The organism is Achromobacter sp. UMC46 (assembly GCF_014170335.1).
Lineage (GTDB): Bacteria > Pseudomonadota > Gammaproteobacteria > Burkholderiales > Burkholderiaceae_B > Achromobacter.
In genome coordinates, this window is record NZ_LZZS01000005.1 from 180,133 (window position 1) to 199,479 (window position 19,347).

Sequence of the window (19,347 nt, forward strand, 5' to 3'; positions counted from 1 at the left end):
AACAAAATATGGAGAAGACTCTTGACCGTGCTGTCTCATGCCAAGGCCATCCTGGCCGCCGCCATCGCAGGCGTCTGCTTTAGTTCGGGCGCCCAAGCCGCCGATCCGTACCCCAATAAACCCATCCGCCTGATTGTCCCCTTCGCCGCCGGCGGCACGACCGACATCGTCGCCCGCATCGTGGCTGAAGGCCTGGGCCGTGAGCTGGGCCAGGCCGTGGTCGTGGAAAACCGCGGCGGCGGCGGCGGCTCGATCGGCGCCGACGCGCTCGTGCGTTCCGCCCCCGACGGCTACACGCTGGGCGTGGCCACCGTCAGCACCATGGCCACGAATCCGGCCACCAATCCGAAGAACCCCTACAACCCGATCAAGGACTTCACGCCGATCACCAACCTGGTGAACGTGCCGAACGTGCTGACGGTCAACCCGGCCGTGCCCGCCAAGAACCTGGCGGAATTCATCACGTTGCTGAAAGCCAACCCGGGCAAGTACAGCTATGCGTCGTCGGGCGCCGGCGGCATCGGCCACCTGGACGGCGAGCTGTTCAAGTCGCTGACCCAGACCGACATGGTCCACGTTCCCTACCGTGGCTCGGGCCCGGCTTTGAACGACGTGATCGCCGGCCAGGTCAACGCCCAGTTCGACAACCTGCCCTCGTCCATGCCCCACATCCAGGCCGGCAAGCTGCGCGCCCTGGCCGTGGCGGCCCCCAAGCGCCTGCCCGCCCTGCCGGACGTGCCGACCTTCAAGGAAGGCGGCCTGCCCGAAATGGACAACATGGCCTGGTACGGGCTGGTGGCCCCCGCCGGCACGCCGCAAGCCGTGGTCGACCGCATCCATGACGCCGCCGTCAAGGCGCTGAAGGATCCCAAGATCGTCCAGCGCCTGGCCGATGGCGGTTCGCTGGTGGACGGCAATACGCCCGCCGAGTACGCCGCGCAGATCAAGCGTGAACTGGAACTGCGCCAGCGCATCGCCAAGGAACGCAACATCGTGTCCACGAACTGATCCGGGCACCGGGGAAGGCCTCGCCCCCAGGCGGGGCGGCCTTTCCGACTTGACTACGATCGCGCGGGTGTTAGCATCTGCCCCCGTGCGATCCGATTTTTCTCCCATCCCCCCCGCTGCCTGCGTCCTTTGCGCCCTGCGCTCGACTCTGTTGAGCTCGCAGGAAGTCGCCGCGCGTTCCGCTTACGCGCGCTCAAAGCCCGGCTAATCGCCCGGCTTCTCCGCTTTCCCCCTTCCTGTTCCGGCATGCCGCCGGTGGCCCTTGCACATGCGTGCGCGTCGCCGCCTGCCCCTTGCCGGCGGACGCCCAGCCGCGTGGCCGGGCGCCCGCGCCTGAATCTTCGCCGTCCTCTTCGCCGTCCGCCCCGCGCGCCGGCGGCTGCGCCACGCAACGATCTCGCCTTAAGCGCCATGCAACTTACCAAGAAATTCGTCAAAGCCAAGAACCCCTGCGCGGGGGGCTACAAATGGTTCATCCGCGACCACAACGGCCAGGGGGACTACCAGGCCGTGCTTGACGCGCTGGTCGCCGATGGCCGCGTCAGCGACGCCTGCTGGCTGCTGGACCAGTTCGGCCCCACAGACGCCGTGCTGAAGCTGGATGCCGTGGACGCCAACGCCATCGTCTTCGCGGGCACGCTGGAGGTCCGCATGGGCATCAACGTGGACAGCGTCGTGCGCGCCGGCCGCAGCATCGTCACGGGCGGCGGCATCCGGGCAGGCGAAACGATCATGGCGGGGGAAAACATCACCGCGGCCGCCACCATCGTCAGCGGCGGCAACCTGCGCGCAGGAGGAGACATCTCGGCCGACTGGGGCGTCGAAACCGCCACCGGCCTGGACTGCGCCGGCAACGTGCGTGCCAAGTGGGACATCTGCGCGGGCCAGGACCTGGCCGTCACGGGCCACCTGCATGCCGGCCAGGACGTGCAGACGCAAGGCGCCATCAAGTGCGGCCAAGGCATCAAGGCCGGCGGCGACGTGCGCGCAGACAAGGAAATCAATGCGGCCTGCGGCATCCAGGCCGGCGGCTCCATCCAGTGCGGCGACCATCTGGCCGCCGGCTGGGGCATGATCGCCGGCGGCGACATCCGCGCCGACGGCTCGATCCGCGCCGGTGAAGGCGTGCAAGCCGATGGCGCGATCCAGGCCGGCGACGGCCATGGCGTCTACGCCGGACTGAGCGTCCGGCTGGACGCCTGGTCCGTCTGCGCCCGGGTGTCGGCCCAGGCGCGCCCCGCCCAGCTCGTCAGTGGCTATTGGGTCGGCCAGGACGCGGTCGCAACACCAGCATCAGCCCGAGCAGGATCGCCCCCATGCCCGCCAGGCTCAACGCCGACAAGCGGTTGCCCAGGAACAGGTAATCCAGCGCCGCCGTACCGGCCGGCACCAGATAGAACAGGCTGGTCACATTAACGAGGTTGCCGGCCTGGATCATGCGGTAGAACAGCAGCGTCGCGCCGACCGAGATCACCAGCCCCATCCAGATCAGCGGCACGACGAAACCGACGGTCCAGTCAGCCCGCACCGGTTGGAACGGCACGAACAGCAGGCATAGCGCCAGGCTCACCACGTACTGCAACGGCATCACGTCCATGGGCGCCTGCTTGACGCGTTTTTGCAGGATGGCGCCCGCGGTCATGCTCGCCAGCGCGGCAAAGGCGAACGCCATGCCCGCCATGGAAAAGCGCGCCATGCCGATGCTTTGGTACACGACCATGACCAGGCCGCACAGCGCCAGGAACAGCCCCGCGAGGCGCGCGGACGAATAGCGCCGCTCCATGATCGCCAGCGTCAGGATGGGCTGCGCGCCCAGCAAGGTGGCCAGCACCCCGGGCGTAATGCCATGGTCCAGCGCCAGCAGATAGCAGATGGAATAGCTGCCGATCAGCAGCAGCCCCGTCAGCGCCACGGTTGCCCGCGTGCCGCGCTCGGGCAGCCAGCGATCGCGCCACAGGCAGATCGCAAGCAGCACGGCCAGGGCAAGGATGAAGCGCCACAGCAGGAAGCCGAACGCCGAGGCGTGCGACAGCCCCCATTTGGCGAAGATCGCGCCGCCGCTCCACAGCAGCACGAACAAGGCGGTGGAGCCGTAGGCGGTCCACGAGGATCGATCGAAAGACATGAGTGTCACCTGTCAGGGTATGAACAGGCTCGCGTCCTGCGCGCGTGTGCCGTCAGCGGCGCACGCGCACAGATCAGCGGCGCTTCGCGGACGCGATACGCGTCAAGCGGTCAGGCACACTGATTTGGGTAAGGGACGAGAGCGTCGGTTTGGCGGTCAGCCGAACACGACCGCCGAGGGCGGGTAGGCGCCCGAGACCACGCCGCAAGGCGGCGAGGCTGGCGGGGAAACCACCGTGGAAACGACCACCGAGATGACAGGGGAAACAACAGGAGAGATAAAGCCGGCATGCCCGGAATGCCCGTGCGCGCGATAGCCGGCTGCGGACGCAGCGGCGGAGGAATCGGCGAAGGGCATGGGATGAGGCATCTGCGTAGCGTATCCGTTGCGCCCTTGCGCCGTCAAGCAGATCCCGCGAATCAGGCGCCGCCGATCCGCCGTTGCTCAACCCCCATGTCCCGCCATGCGTCGCCGTGGCAGGTGAACATCAGGATCTGGTGGCGCGTGGCCGCATCGAACAACGCCCGCTTCATGAAGTCGCGCCGCGCATCGTCGGTATGGACCAGCGCGTCGTCCAGCACCAGCAACGTGGGCCGACCGGCCTCGCGCAGCAGGTCGGCATACGCGAACCGGGCCAGGATGCCCAGTTGCTCGCGGGTGCCGAAGCTCAGCGCTTCAAGCAGGTCTTCGCCCTCGCCCCGGCGCAGCGCAGTCGGCAGCAGCGCGTCGTCCAGACGCAGCGCGGCCTCGGGGAACAGCAAAGCCAGGTAGTGGTTCAAGCGGCGTGCCAAGGGCGCCTGCAACCGTTGGGTGGCGGCGGCACGCTTGTCGGTCAGCAAGGTCAGCAGCAGTTCCAGCGCGGCGGCGCGACGCGCGAAATCATCGCGGCGGCGCTCCAGGCGTTCGCATGCGGCGGCCGCTTCGGACAGGCGTTCGCCCAGGCCTTGGGCGCCGGCCTGATCCAGCTTGCCTTGCAGCTGCAGGATTTCACCATGGCGCTTGTGCTGCGCGTCGCGCTCGATGGCAGCCGATTTCTCGTAGCGCTGGACGTCTTGCTCGACCAGTTCGGGGCGATGCGCGGCCAACGCCGCCTGCGCCTCGCGCACCCGGCGATCCAGTTCGTCATGGCCGCTGCGCACTTCGGCCAGCCGGCCCGCGCGCGCCTGCCGTTGCGCGGCACGTTCGGCCGATTGCAATTCGGCGCCGCGCGCGGCCGCCTGCCCTTCCAGCAATTGCGCACGGGCGCTGTCCGCATCCAGCGCCCGCTGCGCGGCGGTCAGCGACGCATCGGCCTGCGCGGCAAGCGCCTCGGCCTCACGCAGCGCTTGCGCCGCGACGGGCAGGTCGTCGTCCGAGGGCACCGTACCCAGCGCCGCCATCGCCGGCAGCTTGGCCAACCGCTCCTGCAAGGGCACGCGCCGGGCCAGCGCGTCGTCACGTTGCCCGCGCAGCACGTCCACCCCCTTGGGCGCATGGATGGCCAGCGTCTTGCGCATGCCGTCCAGTTCGCGCTGCAACGCCGTATAGCGCGCGTGGCGTTGCTCGGCGTCAGCCAATGCCGTGACACCCAGCCGTTCCAGCAAGGCGGCCCATGCCGCCTGCACGCCTGCCAATTCGCGTTGCAGCGCCGGCAAATCCTGGCCACCCGGTTCGATGCGGAAACGCCCCACCCCAGGCAGATCGAGGTCGGCGGCGGACGTCAGCAGGACTTGGTCCGCGCCCGCCAGCATCCGGCCGTCCAGCGTGGCGGCCTGCCCGGCTTCCAGCTGATACGACAGCCGCGTGGCGATGGCTTGCTGGCGCACCTGCAGATTGGCAAGTTCGCGTTCGCCTTTGCGCAGCGCGTCGATGTCGCCATCCGCGATTTCGATGCGGAGCGCTTCGGCCTTCAACGTCGAGCCTTGCTCGATCAGCGTGGTGACGGCCTTCAGCGCGTCGTCCAGGCGTTCGACTTCGGCATTCAATTGCGCCAGCTGATGCTCCAGGTCGCGGCGGTCGGCCACGGCCTGCACCGCAGCCACGCGCAAGCGGGCCGCATCGACCGCCGCCGCATGGCCTTCGCGTTGCTGCCGGGCGCGCGCCTGCGGGGCTTGCGCCGCGTCGACCCGGGCGCGGGCCGCTTGGGCTTCCTGCGCCAATGCCTGGTAATCGGATTCGTCCTGCTGATCGCGGCGCACCTGATCCTGCAGCAGGCTCAATGTTTGCGCGGCCTGGGTCTGCTCGCGGCGCAGGCCATCGAACGCTTCGCGCTCCTTCGCCAAAGCGGCCAACCGGGCACGGGCCTCGATGGCGCGGGCCTCGAAATCCTTCCACGGCTGGCTGGCCTGGGCGCGTTCGTGGTCGCGGCGCAATTCCGCCAGGCGGTCCACGTCGGTATTCAATTGCGCCATCGCCGCGGCGCAGTCGTCCCGTTCGGCGATGGCGCGCGCCAACGCGTCCTCGGCGTCCTTGTAGGCGCCCTTGGGGCGCCCGTTGCGCGCATCCAGCAAGGCGGCGCGTTCGGACGACACGCGCTCGAACAACCGGTCGCCGTCGCTGGCGGCAAGCTCGCCGGACAGCTGCGTCAGCGCATCGCGCAAATGGGCGCCCGCATGGCCGGCGGCCTCTTGCAGATTGTGGCCGTCGCCCTGCTGGATCCACAGCAGGCCGGGAATGCCGGCCAGGTCGGGCTTGCTTTGGCCGCGCCCCGGCAACTCGAACCCCAGCAAGGCGGCCAGCGCGTTTTCGGCTTCCTCGCCGTCCAGGCGTTGCGCGCCGTCGTCGATCAGCAGTTCGCAGCGGGCCCGCGACAGGAATTGCTTCTTCAGCACATAGGAATGCCCCGCGTGCGTGAACGCCAGTTCGACGCTGGGCCGCGCGCCGGATTCCCCGCGCGGGGCCAGATCGGCGACCTTGCTGGTGCTGTAGCGTTCCAGGAACGCCGCGCGGATGGCGGACGCGACCGTGCTCTTGCCGGCCTCGTTGGCGCCGACGAAAAGGTTCAAGCCGTCTTGCAGGCCGTCCAGCACCATCGGCTGGCGGAACTTGCGGAATTCTTCAAGCGCGATCCGGGACAACTTCATTTGGCGGCCCCTTGCGTAGCGCTTTCGCGCTGGAACCGCAACAGCAGCCGCAAGGCCTCGCCGGCCACCGCGGATTGCGCGGCGTCGGCCTGCAAAGCCTGCAATTGCGCCGCCACTTCGCCGACGTAGCCACTGGCCCCCAGCTCGGCCAGATCGGCCTGATCGGGTTCCAGCCGCAAGCCGGACAGGTCGGGCAGCAAGGCTCGCACTTGCGCGGCGGCTTGATCCACCGCGCGTTGCAGCGCGTCCCACGTTTCCATGTTGACGTGGCCTTGCACATCCAGGCGCAGCACGTCTTCCGCGCGCAGCGCCGCCAGGCGTTCGGCCAGCGCCTGCGCGTCGGTCGGCAGGCTGACGGTCTCCGTCCAGGCGGACCACCGGTACTTGCCCGTGGCCACGCGTTCGACCACGGGATCGGCGCCGGGCCCATCGATCCGCACGTCCAGCACATAGCCGGGTTCATTGCCGCGGAAACGGTCCTGTTCCGGCGTGCCGGCATACCAGGTGCGCGCGTCGATGGACAGGCACCCATGCCAATCGCCCAGCGCCAGATAGTCCAGCCGCGCGCGGGCGGCGCGGTCGGGCGCGATGGGATTGGTGGCATCGATGGTGTCGGGCAGGCGGCCCGCGACGCTGCCGTGGGCCAGGCCGACGCGCACGCGTCCGGCCTCCGTTTCAAGCGTGTCGAAAGCCTGCGTCACATCGTCGTAGGTATGGCGCTGCGTAAGCGGCGCAGCCAGCACCGCAAGATTGATGGCGGGCAAATCCACGACGCCGGTGCGCAGCGGCACCTGCACGTTCGCGGGAATGCAGCCCAGCTGCATCGCGCGGCTCCAGACGCTGTCGGCCAATGCCGCGTCGTGGTTGCCGGCGATCATCACCCAAGGGCCGGCATAGGCTGCCATGGCGGCGAACAGCCGGCGGATCGTCCGGTCGGACACGCCTTGCGTGTCGAACACGTCGCCGGCCACCAGCACGGCGTCCACGCCGCGTTCGGCGGCAAGCGCCGCGATGCGCGCCACGACGTCAAAACGCGCCTCGGCCAGCAAGGCGGCATCGTCGGTGTCGAATTGGCCGTATTGACGGCCGATCTGCCAATCGGCGGTATGCAGGAAATGGGTCATGGGGCCGATTTTGGCACAAGCCGCGCGATTCAAAACAGACAACGGCCCTCCCCGCATTTTGCGCGAGAGAGGGCCGTTGAGGACATGGCTTTTGGCCGATGCCCGATAAGCGGTTGCAAAGGGGGAGAACGCGCCCGACCTCAGGCGCGGTTGCCGTCCAGCACCAGTGGGGAACGGGAGGACGCGCGGCGGTCGTAGCGCGACAGGCTCAACCCGTCGGTGCGGATCGCCGGACGCTGGCCCATGACCTGGTCGGCCACCAGCTTGCCGGAGCCGCATGCCATGGTCCAACCCAGCGTGCCGTGGCCGGTGTTCAGGAACAGGTTGCCGTAGCGGGTCGGGCCGACGACGGGCGTGCTGTCCGGCGTCATCGGGCGCAGGCCGGTCCAGAACTCGGCCTGGGCGACGTGGCCGCTGTCAGGGAACAGGTCGTTGACGACCAGTTCCAGCGTCTTGCGGCGCGCGTCCTTCAGTCGCAGGTCGAAGCCCGAGAGTTCGGCCATGCCGCCCACCCGGATGCGCTCGTCGAAACGCGTCACGGCGATCTTGTAGGTCTCATCCAGGATGGTCGATACCGGCGCCGCGGCCTCGTCCTTCAACGGAATGGTCAGCGAATAACCCTTGACCGGGTAGACCGGCAGGTCCAGGCCCAACGGCTCCAGGAAGCCGCGGGTGTAGCTGCCGAAGGCGGCCACGTAGCGGTCGGCCGTCAGCACGTCGCCACCCACGCGCACGCCGGTGATCTGGCCGCCTGCGGTGACCAGGCCGGATACGGTCTGGTTGTAGCGGAAGTCCACGCCCAGCGCCGCGGCCATCTCGGCCAGGCGGGACGTGAACAGGCGGCAATCGCCGGTTTCGTCGTTGGGCAAGCGCAAGCCGCCAGCCAACTTGTGGATCGAGCGCGCCAAGGCGGGCTCGGCCGTCACCAGGCGGTTGCGGTCCAGCAATTCGTAGGGCACGCCTACTTCTTCCAGCACGGCGATGTCGCGGCGGGCGGCTTCCAGCTGCGCGTCGGTACGGAACAACTGCAACGTGCCGCGCGTACGCTCTTCATAATGGATGCCGGTGGACGCGCGCAGCTCGCGCAGGCAGTCGCGGCTGTATTCGGCCAGGCGCAGCATGCGCTCCTTGTTGACCGAATAGCGCTCGGCCGAGCAGTTGGCCAGCATCGCCGCCATCCACTTCAATTGGTACAGGCTGCCGTCCATCCGGATCGCCAGGGGCGCGTGCTTCTGGAACAGCCACTTGATCGCCTTCAGCGGGATGCCGGGCGCGGCCCAGGGCGTGGAATAGCCCGGCGAGACCTGGCCGGCGTTCGCGTAGCTGGTTTCCTGGGCCGCGGCGGGCTGGCGGTCCAGGACCGTGACCTTGGCGCCCTGACGGGCCAGGTAGTACGCGGTCGTGGTGCCGATAACGCCGCTGCCGAGGACGATTACATGCATGATTCTTTCCGTATTTGGATTTGATCAGGTTTTTCGGTAGTCTATGGTCCTATTCATAGTGAAAAGCACTGATTATTTTTGCCTGCCAGTTTTTTTCTCTGGCGCACCCCTGTTTTTCGATCGCCAAAAGTGAAATGCGCGACCTAGACCGAATCGACCTGAAAATCCTGGATATCCTGCAGCGCGAAGGCCGTGTTTCGGTCACCGAACTGGCGGATCGGGTGAGCCTGTCCGCCACCCCCTGCTCGGACCGCGTCAAGCGCATGGAGCGCGAAGGCGTCATCACGGGTTACCATGCGCGCGTCAACCCTGCGGCGTTGGGCAAGAACCTGCTCGTCTTCCTGGAAATCAAGCTGTCGGCCAAGTCCGGCGACGTCTTCGACAAGGTCAAGAAAGAGCTGCTGTATGTGCCCGAAGTCATGGAATGCCATCTGGTTTCAGGTGACTTCGACTATCTGGTGAAGGCCCGCCTGACGGAAATGAACGAATACCGCCGCCTGCTGGGCGAAATCCTCAAACGACTGCCGGCTTCCGCGGAATCGCGCAGCTATGTCGTCATGGAGGAAATCAAGGAAACCCTGTACCTGCCCGTGGACCGCTAGGCCGCGCGCGCAGGGCTTTCCTGGCCCCGATAGCCCCGGGGCGATGCGGTTTATTACCGAATCGGCATGCGCCGGCTGCTATGCTGGCGGCCCTCCGACCCGCGCCGGCAAGCCTGGTCAGACCCTAATTTTTTATCCCTGCCTATGAATCGTCTCTACAAATACTTCTTTCGCGGCCTGATCACCGTCCTGCCGCTGGCCTTGACGCTGTATCTGCTTTACATCTTCCTGGCCTGGACGGAAGCCGTCGCGCTGACCTTCCTGCGCCCCTTCATCGGCGGCTTCTACGTGCCGGGCATGGGCCTGGCACTGGGCATCCTGGGCATTCTGGCCATCGGCTACCTGGTTTCCAAAGAGCGCGTGCAGCGCTTCCTGACCGTGGTCGAAATGCCGTTCACCAACCTGCCGGTGGTCAAGAGCATCTATTCGTCCTTGAAGAGCTTTGCCGATTATTTTTCGCCCAGCTCGAAGAACACCGCGCAGCAGGTCGTGATTTTGCGCGTGCCCGGCCAACAACTGGAAGTGGTGGGCCTTATCACCCGCCGCAGCATGGAAGGCCTGCCCGAAGGTTTCACCCAGGGCGACCGCGTGGCCGTCTACCTGCCGATGGGCTACATGATCGGCGGCTACACCGTCTTCGTGCCGCAGGACTGGGTGCAGCCGATCCAGATGTCGGTGGAAGAAGCCATGCGCTCGTCGCTGATCGCCTGGATGGCGCGCGCGGAAAGCGCACCCCGCCACGCTGCTGCCCCCAACGTGCCGGAAGCGCCGGAGGTGCCCGCTACGCCCGCGGCGACTGCCAGCGTCACCCCCGGCGACACCCCTGGCAACACGCCGGACAATACGCGCAGCGGCGGCCCGGCCTGACCGGGCTTGGCACCTGAATGCACCCCACATCGATTCCACGCACGCCCTCCATGCCCATCATCGAATTCACGCTTGCCGACGGCAGCCCCTACATCGAAGTGAACCAATTGCTTAAAGCCACCGGCGTCTGCGACAGCGGCGGCGCGGGCAAGATGATGGTGGCCGACGGCCTGGTCAGCGTGGGCGGCGTCGTCGAAACCCGCAAGACCGCCAAGATCCGTGGCGGCCAGATCGTCACCTGCGGCGACGTCCGCATCGTGGTGCGCGCCGCCGACACGCCCGCCACCAGCGCCTGACCCCTACCCCGCCCGACACCGCTACGCCACGAGCCGCCATGAAACTCAAGATGAACCAGAACTCCATCTTCGCCGTCCTGCTGCGCTCGCCGTGGTGGATGAGCGCCGGTGTGGCGGTCCTGCTGTGCGTGGGCGGTTTCGCCGCCCTGCCGCTGGACTACGCGGCGATGGGCGTCTTTGCGGCGGTGCCGTTCGCGGTGATTTCCATCATGGCCGCCTACAAGCAGTTGCGGGCGCCCTCGGACACCCGCGTGCAAGCGGTGGCCGAAGCCGCCGCCGCCATGTCCTGGGCCGACTTCGCCGACACGGTCGAAGCCGGCTTCAAACGCGACGGCTGTGAAGTGCAGCGCCTGCAGACGCCGGGCGCCGACTTCGCGCTCAGCAAGGACGGCCATGTGGCCATCGTCAGCGCCAAGCGCTGGAAAGCCGCCCGTGTGGGCGTCGAGCCGCTGCGCGAATTGCAGGCGGCGCGAGAAAAGCGCGGCGCCCGCGAAGCCATCTACATCGCGCTGGGCGACGTGTCCGACAACGCTTGGGGCTACGCGAAGTCGCAAGGCGTATCGCTGATGACGGCGCCGGAACTGGCCAAGCTGCTGCGCGACCTGAAGGTCTGACCGCCCCGCTGGGCGTCACACTCCCATCACGGATTCCCAATGACCTACCGCATTCTTGCCGACCTCGTTCTGGTGGCGCACGGGCTTTTCGTCGCCTTCGTGATGTTCGGCGGCCTGCTTGCGCTGTGCAAGCCCCGCCTCGCCTACTGGCACCTGCCGGCGCTGGCCTGGGGCGCGATGGTGATCGGCATGGGCTGGATCTGCCCCTTGACGCCGCTTGAAGTGTCGCTGCGCCAGCAGGCCGGCCAGCAGGGATACGCCGGCGGCTTCATCGAACACTATGTGCTGGGCCTGATCTACCCCGAAGGCATCACCCGAACCACGCAGATCGTGCTGGCAGCCCTGCTGGTGGTTGGCAACATCGTGGTTTACGCATTGTGGACGCGGCGGCGGCGACGCGACGCCGCTCGGGCTTGATGATGCCCGCAAGCCCTGCCGCGTGGTCCTGCCCATGAGCTCCCGCCCTGACGACACCCAGATGATCCGCGCCTACGACGCGGACGGCCGCGAGGTCCTTATCACTCGCGACCAATGGCGCAGCAACGTGCTGCCGGGCGCCATCGAACAGGACTGGAACGATGCCGACCGGCTGGCCGGCCTGATCATTCAGTCGCTGAACGACGGTTTTGTCGACGACATGGTCCGCCCCGCCGAACGCCTGGTGGAGCTGGACCAGAACGCCGAACGCGCCGTGGTGCTGCAAGCCATCGTCTACATGAAGGTGGGGCGGCTGGACGACAGCGAACGCGTGCTGCTGGCGTTTTGTGCGCAACATGGCGAGACGGGCATCGTCTTGACCAACCTGGCTAAAGTCCACGCCGAGCGCGATGACGAGGCCCGGGCGCTAGACACCTTGTGGCGCGCACTGCAACGGGACCCCAATCAGGACAACGGGCTGGGCTGGTTTGAGGCCATCCACCGCGATGTCGGCGGAGACGCCGCGGGCATCACGGCGATGCGCAAGGTCGCCGCGCTGCCCGGCAGCTGGCGCGCACGGCTGTGGCTGGCGCGCGGTGAATTGGGATCGCACAATTACGCCGGTGCCATCGCCCTGTACCGCGAAGCGCTGTCGCACGCGGGCCAGCCCGTGCCTGCCGACCTGCTGTTGCAAATGAGCGGCGACCTGGGCAACGCCGGCCGCATTGCCGAGATCCTGGAACTGGCGGCGCCCCACTTCCAGATTGCTGCGCACGGACTGCCAGTGGGCAACAACCTGATCAAGGCCAACCTGCATCTGGGCCGGCTGGACGACGCGCAACGCATCCTGGACGCATTGCGCGCGTTGAACCGCCCCGACTGGCGGGACAACCTGGCGTATTGGGACAAGGAACTGGCGCAAGCCCGTCCGGGCTGAAGCCGCTTACAGCCCGCGCGCGATCACCAGCCGCTGGATATCGCTGGTGCCTTCGTAGATCTGGCACACGCGCACATCGCGGTAGATGCGTTCGACCGGAAAATCCTTCAGATAGCCATAGCCGCCCAACGTCTGGATGGCGGCCGAGCAGACCTTTTCGGCCATCTCGGAGGCGAAGAGCTTGGCCATCGACGCCTCGGTCAATGCCGGCCGGCCTGCCTCGCGCAAGGCCGCCGCATGCAGCACCATCTGGCGCGCCGCGTGGATCTGGGTCGCCATGTCGGCCAGGCGGAACGACACGGCCTGGTGTTCCATGATGGGCTTGCCGAACGCCTGGCGCTCGCGGGCGTAGTCGCGCGCGCATTCGAACGCCGCGCGCGCCATGCCCACCGATTGTGACGCGATGCCGATGCGCCCGCCCTCCAGGTTGGACAGCGCGATCTTGTAGCCCTCGCCCTCGGCGCCCAGCCGGTAGGCGGCGGGGATGCGCATGTCTTCAAAGGCGATCACGCAGGTGTCCGAGGCGTGCTGGCCCAGTTTGTCTTCCACCCGCAGCACTTGATACCCCGGCGTGTCCGTCGGCACGATGAACGCCGAAATGCCGCGCTTGCCGGCGTCCGGGTCGGTGACGGCGAAGACGATCACCGTCTGGCCGCTCTTGCCCGACGTGATGAATTGCTTGGCGCCGTTCAGGATGTAGTCATCGCCGTCGCGGCGGGCGCGGGTGCGCAGGCTGCTGGCGTCCGACCCCGCCTGCGGTTCCGTCAACGCAAAGCCGCCGATGTGCTCGCCGGTCGCCAACGGGCGCAGGAACTGTTCTTTCTGCGCGTCGGTGCCGAACTTCAGGATGGGCATGCAAGCAACCGAATTGTGCACGCTCATGATGGTGGAGCACGCGCCGTTGCCAGCGGCGATTTCCTCCAGCGCCACGGCGTACGACACGTAGCCGCTGGCGTTGCCGTCCCATTCCTCGGGCACCAGCATGCCGAAGAAGCCCAACTGCGCCATCTCCTGGATGGCGTCGGCGGGGTACTCGTGGTCGCGGTCCCAGCGTTCGGCGTTGGGCGCCAGCCGTTCCGCGGCGAAGCGGCGGGCCATTTCCTGAATGCTGAGCTGTTCTTCCGTCAACAACATGCTTTTGTCTCCTGGGGATGCCGGGCGGACTGGCGCAGGATAGGCGCTGCCCGCTTTTGTTTTGCACGGCCGCAGAGGATTCGCGGACGCGGCATGGAATCGAGAATACACCGCCCGCCAGCTCCGGCTACACCGGCACATCCGTTCATCGGGACTCACGAAGCTTTATAAGTTGCTTGAAATCCTTCAACCGATTTATCATGCAACTTATAAAGTACCTTGATAAGCCAGAACAGGAACGTTCTCTATGATTTACGACGCCATCATCGTGGGCGGCAGCTTTGCCGGCCTTTCCGCCGCCATGCAATTGGCACGCGCCCGCCGGCGCATCCTGGTGATCGACGGCGGCCTGCCGCGCAACCGGTTCGCCGCGCATGCGCACGGCTTCCTGGGCCAGGACGGCAAGCCGCCCGGCGACATCCTGCGCGAAGCCCGCGACCAGTTGGCCCGGTATCCGTCCGTCAAGTTCCTGGATGGCGAGGCGGTCAGCGCCGACGCCCAAGACGGACGGCTGCGCGTGACGATGGCGGCGGGGCAGGAAGTCCTGGGCAAGCACCTGATCCTGGCGACCGGGCTGCGCGACCAGTTGCCCGCATTGCCCGGCTTGCAAGAACGCTGGGGCCAGACCGTGCTGCATTGCCCCTACTGCCACGGCTACGAAGTGGCCGGCCGCCCGCTGGGCGTGCTGGCCGCGCATCCGCTGTCGGCGCATCAAGCCGTGTTGCTGCCAGACTGGGGGCCCACTACTTACTTCACGCAAGGCGAATTCGAACCCGATGCGGAACAGGCCGCCCAGCTGGAAAAGCGCGGCGTGCGCATCGAACGCACGCCCGTCGTCGAGCTCATGGGCACGGCGCCCGCGCTGGACGCCGTCAAGCTCGCCGACGGGCGGCGCATGGCGGTGCACGCGTTGTTCGTCGCCAGCAAGACCCATATGGCCAGTCCGCTCGCGATGCAGCTGGGTTGCGCGTTCGACGACGGCCCGCTCGGCCCGGTGATCCGCACCGACGAGTTCAGGCAGACGACGGTGCCTGGCGTCTTTGCCGCGGGGGATGCGGCCATTCCGATGAGCAACGCGACGCTTGCCAGCGCCTCAGGCGTGATGGCGGGCGTGTGCGTGCATCGCGCGCTGGTCATGGCGTAGGCGAGGCCAGGCCGGTCCGGACCTGATCTGATCTGAAGTGGCCTGGGGCGGCCTACAGGTGGTCCTTGAAGAACTCCACGACCTTCGCATTCAGGTCCTGGTGGAACTGCTGGCGGTCGAAGCCCGCCGCCTCCATGCAATATACGGACAGGGTCTCGGCCTGCTCCGCCGGGCACCGCGCCAGGAAATCGAAGTGCCCTGCCCCCGTCGCCACCTGAAAGTCCGGCGCGGCGGGCAGCCCCTGCCGCACCGCCTCCACGCTGGCAGGGTTGACGCCATCGCCACCCCGTTCCGATGCCCACAATTGAACCGGGATCTTCACGGCCTTCAAGGCATCACCAGGAAACGCGTTCAACGGGTCCGCGATGACGGCCGCCTTGATGCGATCGTCGTGCACATAAGACTGCTGTGGGATCTTCCCGGCGGCAATGTCGCGGCACATCGGCAGCGATGGGGTGGTCTGGCAAATGGCAAGGCCGGCGCGGAAATCCGGCACGGCGCCCGCCAGCACAAGCGCGGTATAGCCGCCACGTGAAAAGCCGTAAATGCCGATCTTGCCGTCATCCACCTTCGCCTTCTGCGGCCAGGCGATCGTCATGTAGTCGATCAGCCGCCGCACTTCCCGCGGGCGCGTCGAGAAAATCGACAGATACCCCTGCCGCGACCGGTCCTCCCAGTTGTCTCCCACATGGTTGACCGCCGCGACCACGAAACCCGCATTGGCCAACGCCGCGGCGGTGTCGTGATGGCCCAGGAAAGAGCCGCTGGATCCATGCGACATCACGATAAGCGGATGCCGGCCCTCAGGCACCGGGCAGTTCAGGACGCCAGAGATCGGGGTCCGGCCGACCTTGAAGTCGGCGGCAGGCGCCGCGCACGGATACCAGATGGCGCCGGACAGGCCGGGGCCGTTCTGGTCCATGGGAAGCGACAGGCGTTGGAAGCCCGCGGCCAGGGCGGAGCCGGCGGCGGCGGTCAGTGCAAGGGCAAGGCAAATATGGCGGATGAAAGGCATGGGCACGGGCGTGGAGGTCTGCGGATCCTGCGGGGGATTTGTAATTCTACTGTCGGGGAATTGTCGATGAGCGCCCTTCACACTTGGCCAGCCAAGCCGTCAGAAGGCGTGTTCCCCGTGGCTTCCGCCGGCTTGGCGCCCATCGACCTTCCCCGCCCACGGAGTCCCCATGAAAAAACTCTTCGCCGTCGCGGCAGCCACCGCGCTGTCCGGCACCGCGCAAGCGCAATCCACGTCCGTCACGCTCTACGGCCTTATCGATACCGGCATCGGGTACACCAATGTCGACGGCGCCTACACCGATCCCGCCACCGGCCGCCGGACAAGCGTCGACAACAGCCGCATCGGCGCCACCACCGGCACCACCGCCGGTTCCCGCTGGGGCTTGCGCGGCAAGGAGGACCTGGGCGACGGCCTGTACGCCGTCTTTCAATTGGAGTCGGGTTTTGATGGCCGCAACGGCAACTCGCTGCAGGGCAATCGCCTGTTCGGCCGCGAGGCCACCGTGGGCCTGGGCAGCGCCGACTGGGGCGAAGTCCGTCTGGGCCGGCAATACAACGTGGCCGCACGCTACTTTTCCGGCATGTTCGGTTCGTCGTTCGGCGGCGGCTTCAACCAGTTGAGCACCGGCGCCGGCCTGGGCTTCAGCTCGGCCAACTATGTGCGCTACGACAACCAGATCGTCTATGAAACCCCATCGATGGGCGGTTTCAAAGCGGCCATGGGCTACGCCTTCAACGCCGACGACCGCCGCGCCGGCGAGACCGGCTTCGCGACGGCGGACAACACCCGCGCCATCACCGCCGGCGTGCGCTACGACAACGGCCCGCTCATGGGCTTTGTCACCTACGACCAGCTCAACGCGTCGAACAAGCTCAGCCAGGGCCAGGTCGACGCCACGCCCCGGTCCTACATCATCGGCGGCTCGTATGACTTTGAATCCTTCAAGGTCGCGATGGCCTACAACCGCATCACCGACGGCTGGTTCGCCGGCAAGAGCTTCCCCAACGGGGGCAGCATCGGCACCTTTACCGGTACGCCGTCCTACGCCTTCGTGAAGGGATTCCGGTCGAACGCGTACATGCTTGCCGTAGCGGCGCCGGTGGGCGCGTCAGGCGGCGCATTCGCGTCCTGGCAACGGGCCGACGCCAACAACACGTTGCTGACAGGCGGAGACTCGGCCAGCAACACCTACAGCGTGGGCTACAACCACAACCTGTCCAAGCGCACGGACCTGTACACGGTCGCCTCCTACACCACCAACTGGGCATTCCAGGACGACGCCCGGGCGACGGAAGTGAACATGGGCATCCGCCACCGCTTCTAGCGCCATCAAAAAAAGACGCCACGTCACCGTGGCGTCTTGCGTGATGCGAAATGCGGAATGCCTAATACGCGACCGGTCCAGGCCTACCGGACCTTGCCCTCCTTCCAGGCCGCCAGCAGCTTTTCATAAGGGATGGTCTCGCCCTTGGGCTTCTCGTTCGCCAGCTTCTTCCAGGGCGCGTGCTGGTCCGACAGCCACTTGCTGGGGTCGCTCTTGGCGTTGAGCTTCGGCGCGCATTGCGCCATCCCCGCCCGCTCCAGGCGCGCCATCACCTGATCCATTTCGTTGGCCAGGTTGTCCATGGCGGCTTGCGGGGTCTTTTCGCCCGTGACGGCCGTGGCCACGTTCTTCCACCACAATTGCGCCAGCTTCGGATAGTCCGGCACGTTGTTGCCCGTGGGCGTCCATGCCACGCGGGCCGGGCTGCGGTAGAACTCGATCAGGCCGCCGTAGTTGGCGGCGTTCTTGGTGAAGAAGTCGCTATGGATGTCGCTGTCGCGGATGAAGGTCAGGCCGGTGATGGATTTCTTCAGCGACACCGACTTCGACGTGACGAACTGCGCGTACAGCCACGCGGCAGCCATCTTGTCGGGGTTGGTGGACTTGAAGAAGGTCCATGACCCGACGTCCTGGTAGCCGTTCTGCATGCCGTCCTTCCAATACGGGCCGTAGGGCGACGGGGCCATGCGCCATTTCGGGGTGCCGTCGTCGTTGACGACCGGCAGGCCCTTCTTGGTCATGTCGGCGGTAAACGCCGTGTACCAGAATATCTGCTGGGCGATCTGCCCCTGCGCCGGAACGGGGCCTGATTCCGAGAACGTCATGCCCATGGCCTGCTGCGGCGCGTACTTCTTCATCCAGTCGATGTATTTGGTCAGCGCGTAAACGGCGGCCGGGCTGTTGGTGGCCCCTCCCCGCGATACCGACGCGCCCACCGGCGTACATTTGTCGTCGGCGACGCGAATGCCCCATTCGTCCACGGGCATGCCGTTGGGCAAACCCTTGTCGGCGGCGCCCGCCATCGACAGCCACGCGTCGGTGAAGCGCCAGCCCAGCGACGGATCCTTCTTGCCGTAGTCCATGTGGCCATAGACCTTCTTGCCGTCGATCTCCTTCACGTCATTCGAGAAGAAATCAGCGATGTCCTCGTAGGCGGACCAGTTGGTGGGCACGCCCAGGTCATACCCGTACTTCGCCTTGAACTTGTCTTTCAGGTCCTGGCGGGCGAACCAGTCGGCGCGGAACCAGTACACGTTGGCGAACTGCTGGTCGGGCAGCTGGTACAGCTTGCCGTCGGGCGCGGTGGTGAACTTGGTGCCGATGAAATCCTTGATGTCCAGGTTGGGGTTGGTCCATTCCTTGCCCGCGCCGGCCATGTAGTCGGACAGTGGCAGGATGGCGCCGTAGCGGTAGTGCGTGCCGATCAGGTCGGAATCGGAGATCCAGCCGTCGTAGATGGACTTGCCGGACTGCATGGACGTCTGCAGCTTTTCGACGACGTCGCCTTCCTGGATCAAGTCGTGGTTGACCTTGATGCCGGTGATTTCACTGAACGCCTTGGCCAGCGTCTTCGATTCGTACTCGTGCGTGGTGATGGTTTCGGATACGACGCTGATTTCGGTGACGCCCTTGGCACGGAGCTTGGCGGCGGCGTCCATGAACCACTTCATCTCCGCCATCTGCTGGTCTTTGGACAACGTCGATGGCTGGAACTCGGAATCCACCCACTTCTTTGCTTCCGGCTCGCCGGCCCATGCCCCTGACGTTCCGATCAGGGCGATAGCGGCCGCCATGGCATGCATGCGCAATTTCATGACCTGTCTCCTCGAATGGCCTTCCCCATCTGTTGCTGCGGACCTCTGGCCGGGGAAGATGCGGGCCCGTAGTCCTTACACTCAATGCGGGGGTCGACGCGCCCCTTCAGCCTTTCCTCATAATGAAGGCCAGCAGCAGCATGGACAGCACGAAGCTGATCCACACCGATGGCGGCTCATCCAGCGAAAACCATTCCACGGCCTTTTGGCCGAACCCCAGGAACGCCAGGTTCACCCAGGCCGCGGCCATCAGGCCGATGAACAGCCGGTCGCCCCGGGTGGTGCGCAACGGCAGGAAGCCCTTGCGCTCGACCGTGGGCGACTTCAATTCCCAGACCGTCATGCCGATCAGCATCAGCACGATGCAGGTGAAGAACACGGCGACGGGAGTGGTCCAGACCATCCAGCTGAACATGTGG

General features: G+C 66.6%; 18 protein-coding genes and 1 pseudogene. 10 read left to right on the forward strand and 9 right to left on the reverse strand.

Annotation, left to right across the window (positions count from 1 at the left end):
* The first annotated feature begins 21 nt into the window (after positions 1 to 21).
* Both A9973_RS08530 and A9973_RS08535 read left to right on the forward strand, forming a co-directional pair.
* Positions 22 to 1,008, forward strand: a complete 987-nt coding sequence (locus tag A9973_RS08530) for a tripartite tricarboxylate transporter substrate binding protein BugE (RefSeq protein WP_183013344.1) — start codon at positions 22 to 24, stop codon at positions 1,006 to 1,008.
* Between the two features lie 411 nt (positions 1,009 to 1,419).
* A pseudogene (locus tag A9973_RS08535) lies at positions 1,420 to 2,301 on the forward strand (hypothetical protein); the annotation flags it as partial.
* Here A9973_RS08535 and A9973_RS08540 read toward each other — a convergent pair.
* From A9973_RS08540 to A9973_RS08560, 5 genes are all read right to left on the reverse strand, one after another.
* Positions 2,258 to 3,133, reverse strand: coding sequence for a DMT family transporter (locus tag A9973_RS08540; protein ID WP_183013345.1), 876 nt, complete (start codon positions 3,131 to 3,133; stop codon positions 2,258 to 2,260). The pseudogene A9973_RS08535 and the gene A9973_RS08540 sit on opposite strands and share 44 nt — an antisense overlap.
* Before the next feature lie 156 nt (positions 3,134 to 3,289).
* On the reverse strand, positions 3,290 to 3,502 hold the full coding sequence (locus tag A9973_RS08545) for a hypothetical protein (RefSeq protein WP_183013346.1): 213 nt from the start codon (positions 3,500 to 3,502) through the stop codon (positions 3,290 to 3,292).
* 50 nt (positions 3,503 to 3,552) lie between these two features.
* Positions 3,553 to 6,195, reverse strand: a complete 2,643-nt coding sequence (locus A9973_RS08550; RefSeq protein WP_183013347.1) for an AAA family ATPase — start codon at positions 6,193 to 6,195, stop codon at positions 3,553 to 3,555.
* Positions 6,192 to 7,319 (reverse strand): DNA repair exonuclease, encoded by a 1,128-nt coding sequence (locus A9973_RS08555; protein WP_183013348.1) that lies wholly within the window; start codon positions 7,317 to 7,319, stop codon positions 6,192 to 6,194. The genes A9973_RS08550 and A9973_RS08555 overlap by 4 nt, the downstream gene beginning before the upstream one ends.
* A gap of 140 nt (positions 7,320 to 7,459) precedes the next feature.
* Positions 7,460 to 8,761 carry a D-amino acid dehydrogenase gene (locus A9973_RS08560; protein WP_183013349.1) on the reverse strand — a complete coding sequence of 434 codons (1,302 nt, stop codon included), beginning with the start codon at positions 8,759 to 8,761 and terminating at the stop codon, positions 7,460 to 7,462.
* Positions 8,762 to 8,895: 134 nt separating this feature from the next.
* Here A9973_RS08560 and A9973_RS08565 point away from each other — a divergent pair, with 134 nt between their 5' ends.
* From A9973_RS08565 to A9973_RS08590, 6 genes are all read left to right on the forward strand, one after another.
* The gene (locus A9973_RS08565) at positions 8,896 to 9,363 is read left to right on the forward strand and encodes a winged helix-turn-helix transcriptional regulator (RefSeq protein WP_183013350.1); all 468 of its coding nucleotides are present in this window, start codon (positions 8,896 to 8,898) and stop codon (positions 9,361 to 9,363) included.
* A 144-nt stretch (positions 9,364 to 9,507) separates the two neighbouring features.
* Positions 9,508 to 10,230 carry a DUF502 domain-containing protein gene (locus tag A9973_RS08570; protein WP_183013351.1) on the forward strand — a complete coding sequence of 241 codons (723 nt, stop codon included), beginning with the start codon at positions 9,508 to 9,510 and terminating at the stop codon, positions 10,228 to 10,230.
* 50 nt (positions 10,231 to 10,280) lie between these two features.
* Positions 10,281 to 10,526 carry an RNA-binding S4 domain-containing protein gene (locus A9973_RS08575; RefSeq protein ID WP_183013769.1) on the forward strand — a complete coding sequence of 82 codons (246 nt, stop codon included), beginning with the start codon at positions 10,281 to 10,283 and terminating at the stop codon, positions 10,524 to 10,526.
* Positions 10,527 to 10,564: 38 nt separating this feature from the next.
* On the forward strand, positions 10,565 to 11,140 hold the full coding sequence (locus A9973_RS08580; protein ID WP_183013352.1) for a restriction endonuclease: 576 nt from the start codon (positions 10,565 to 10,567) through the stop codon (positions 11,138 to 11,140).
* Between the two features lie 39 nt (positions 11,141 to 11,179).
* Complete coding sequence (locus tag A9973_RS08585; RefSeq protein WP_183013353.1) at positions 11,180 to 11,557, forward strand: DUF2784 domain-containing protein; 378 nt, start codon at positions 11,180 to 11,182, stop codon at positions 11,555 to 11,557.
* Between the two features lie 34 nt (positions 11,558 to 11,591).
* On the forward strand, positions 11,592 to 12,494 hold the full coding sequence (locus tag A9973_RS08590; RefSeq protein ID WP_183013354.1) for a lipopolysaccharide assembly protein LapB: 903 nt from the start codon (positions 11,592 to 11,594) through the stop codon (positions 12,492 to 12,494).
* Positions 12,495 to 12,500: 6 nt separating this feature from the next.
* On the opposite strand, the gene A9973_RS08595 is transcribed toward A9973_RS08590, so the two are convergent.
* Positions 12,501 to 13,628 (reverse strand): acyl-CoA dehydrogenase family protein, encoded by a 1,128-nt coding sequence (locus A9973_RS08595; RefSeq protein WP_183013355.1) that lies wholly within the window; start codon positions 13,626 to 13,628, stop codon positions 12,501 to 12,503.
* A 247-nt stretch (positions 13,629 to 13,875) separates the two neighbouring features.
* On the opposite strand from A9973_RS08595, the gene A9973_RS08600 reads away from it, so the two are divergent.
* Positions 13,876 to 14,772, forward strand: a complete 897-nt coding sequence (locus tag A9973_RS08600) for an NAD(P)/FAD-dependent oxidoreductase (protein ID WP_183013356.1) — start codon at positions 13,876 to 13,878, stop codon at positions 14,770 to 14,772.
* 52 nt (positions 14,773 to 14,824) lie between these two features.
* Here A9973_RS08600 and A9973_RS08605 read toward each other — a convergent pair whose 3' ends face one another.
* On the reverse strand, positions 14,825 to 15,787 hold the full coding sequence (locus A9973_RS08605; RefSeq protein WP_255469090.1) for a dienelactone hydrolase family protein: 963 nt from the start codon (positions 15,785 to 15,787) through the stop codon (positions 14,825 to 14,827).
* A gap of 169 nt (positions 15,788 to 15,956) precedes the next feature.
* Here A9973_RS08605 and A9973_RS08610 point away from each other — a divergent pair, with 169 nt between their 5' ends.
* On the forward strand, positions 15,957 to 17,114 hold the full coding sequence (locus A9973_RS08610) for a porin (protein WP_183013357.1): 1,158 nt from the start codon (positions 15,957 to 15,959) through the stop codon (positions 17,112 to 17,114).
* A gap of 83 nt (positions 17,115 to 17,197) precedes the next feature.
* Here the strand turns inward: A9973_RS08610 and A9973_RS08615 are convergent, their stop codons facing one another.
* Complete coding sequence (locus A9973_RS08615) at positions 17,198 to 18,928, reverse strand: ABC transporter substrate-binding protein (RefSeq protein WP_183013358.1); 1,731 nt, start codon at positions 18,926 to 18,928, stop codon at positions 17,198 to 17,200.
* 106 nt (positions 18,929 to 19,034) lie between these two features.
* Positions 19,035 to 19,343 (reverse strand): DUF2160 domain-containing protein, encoded by a 309-nt coding sequence (locus A9973_RS08620; protein ID WP_169269343.1) that lies wholly within the window; start codon positions 19,341 to 19,343, stop codon positions 19,035 to 19,037.
* Between the last annotated feature and the right edge of the window lie 4 nt (positions 19,344 to 19,347).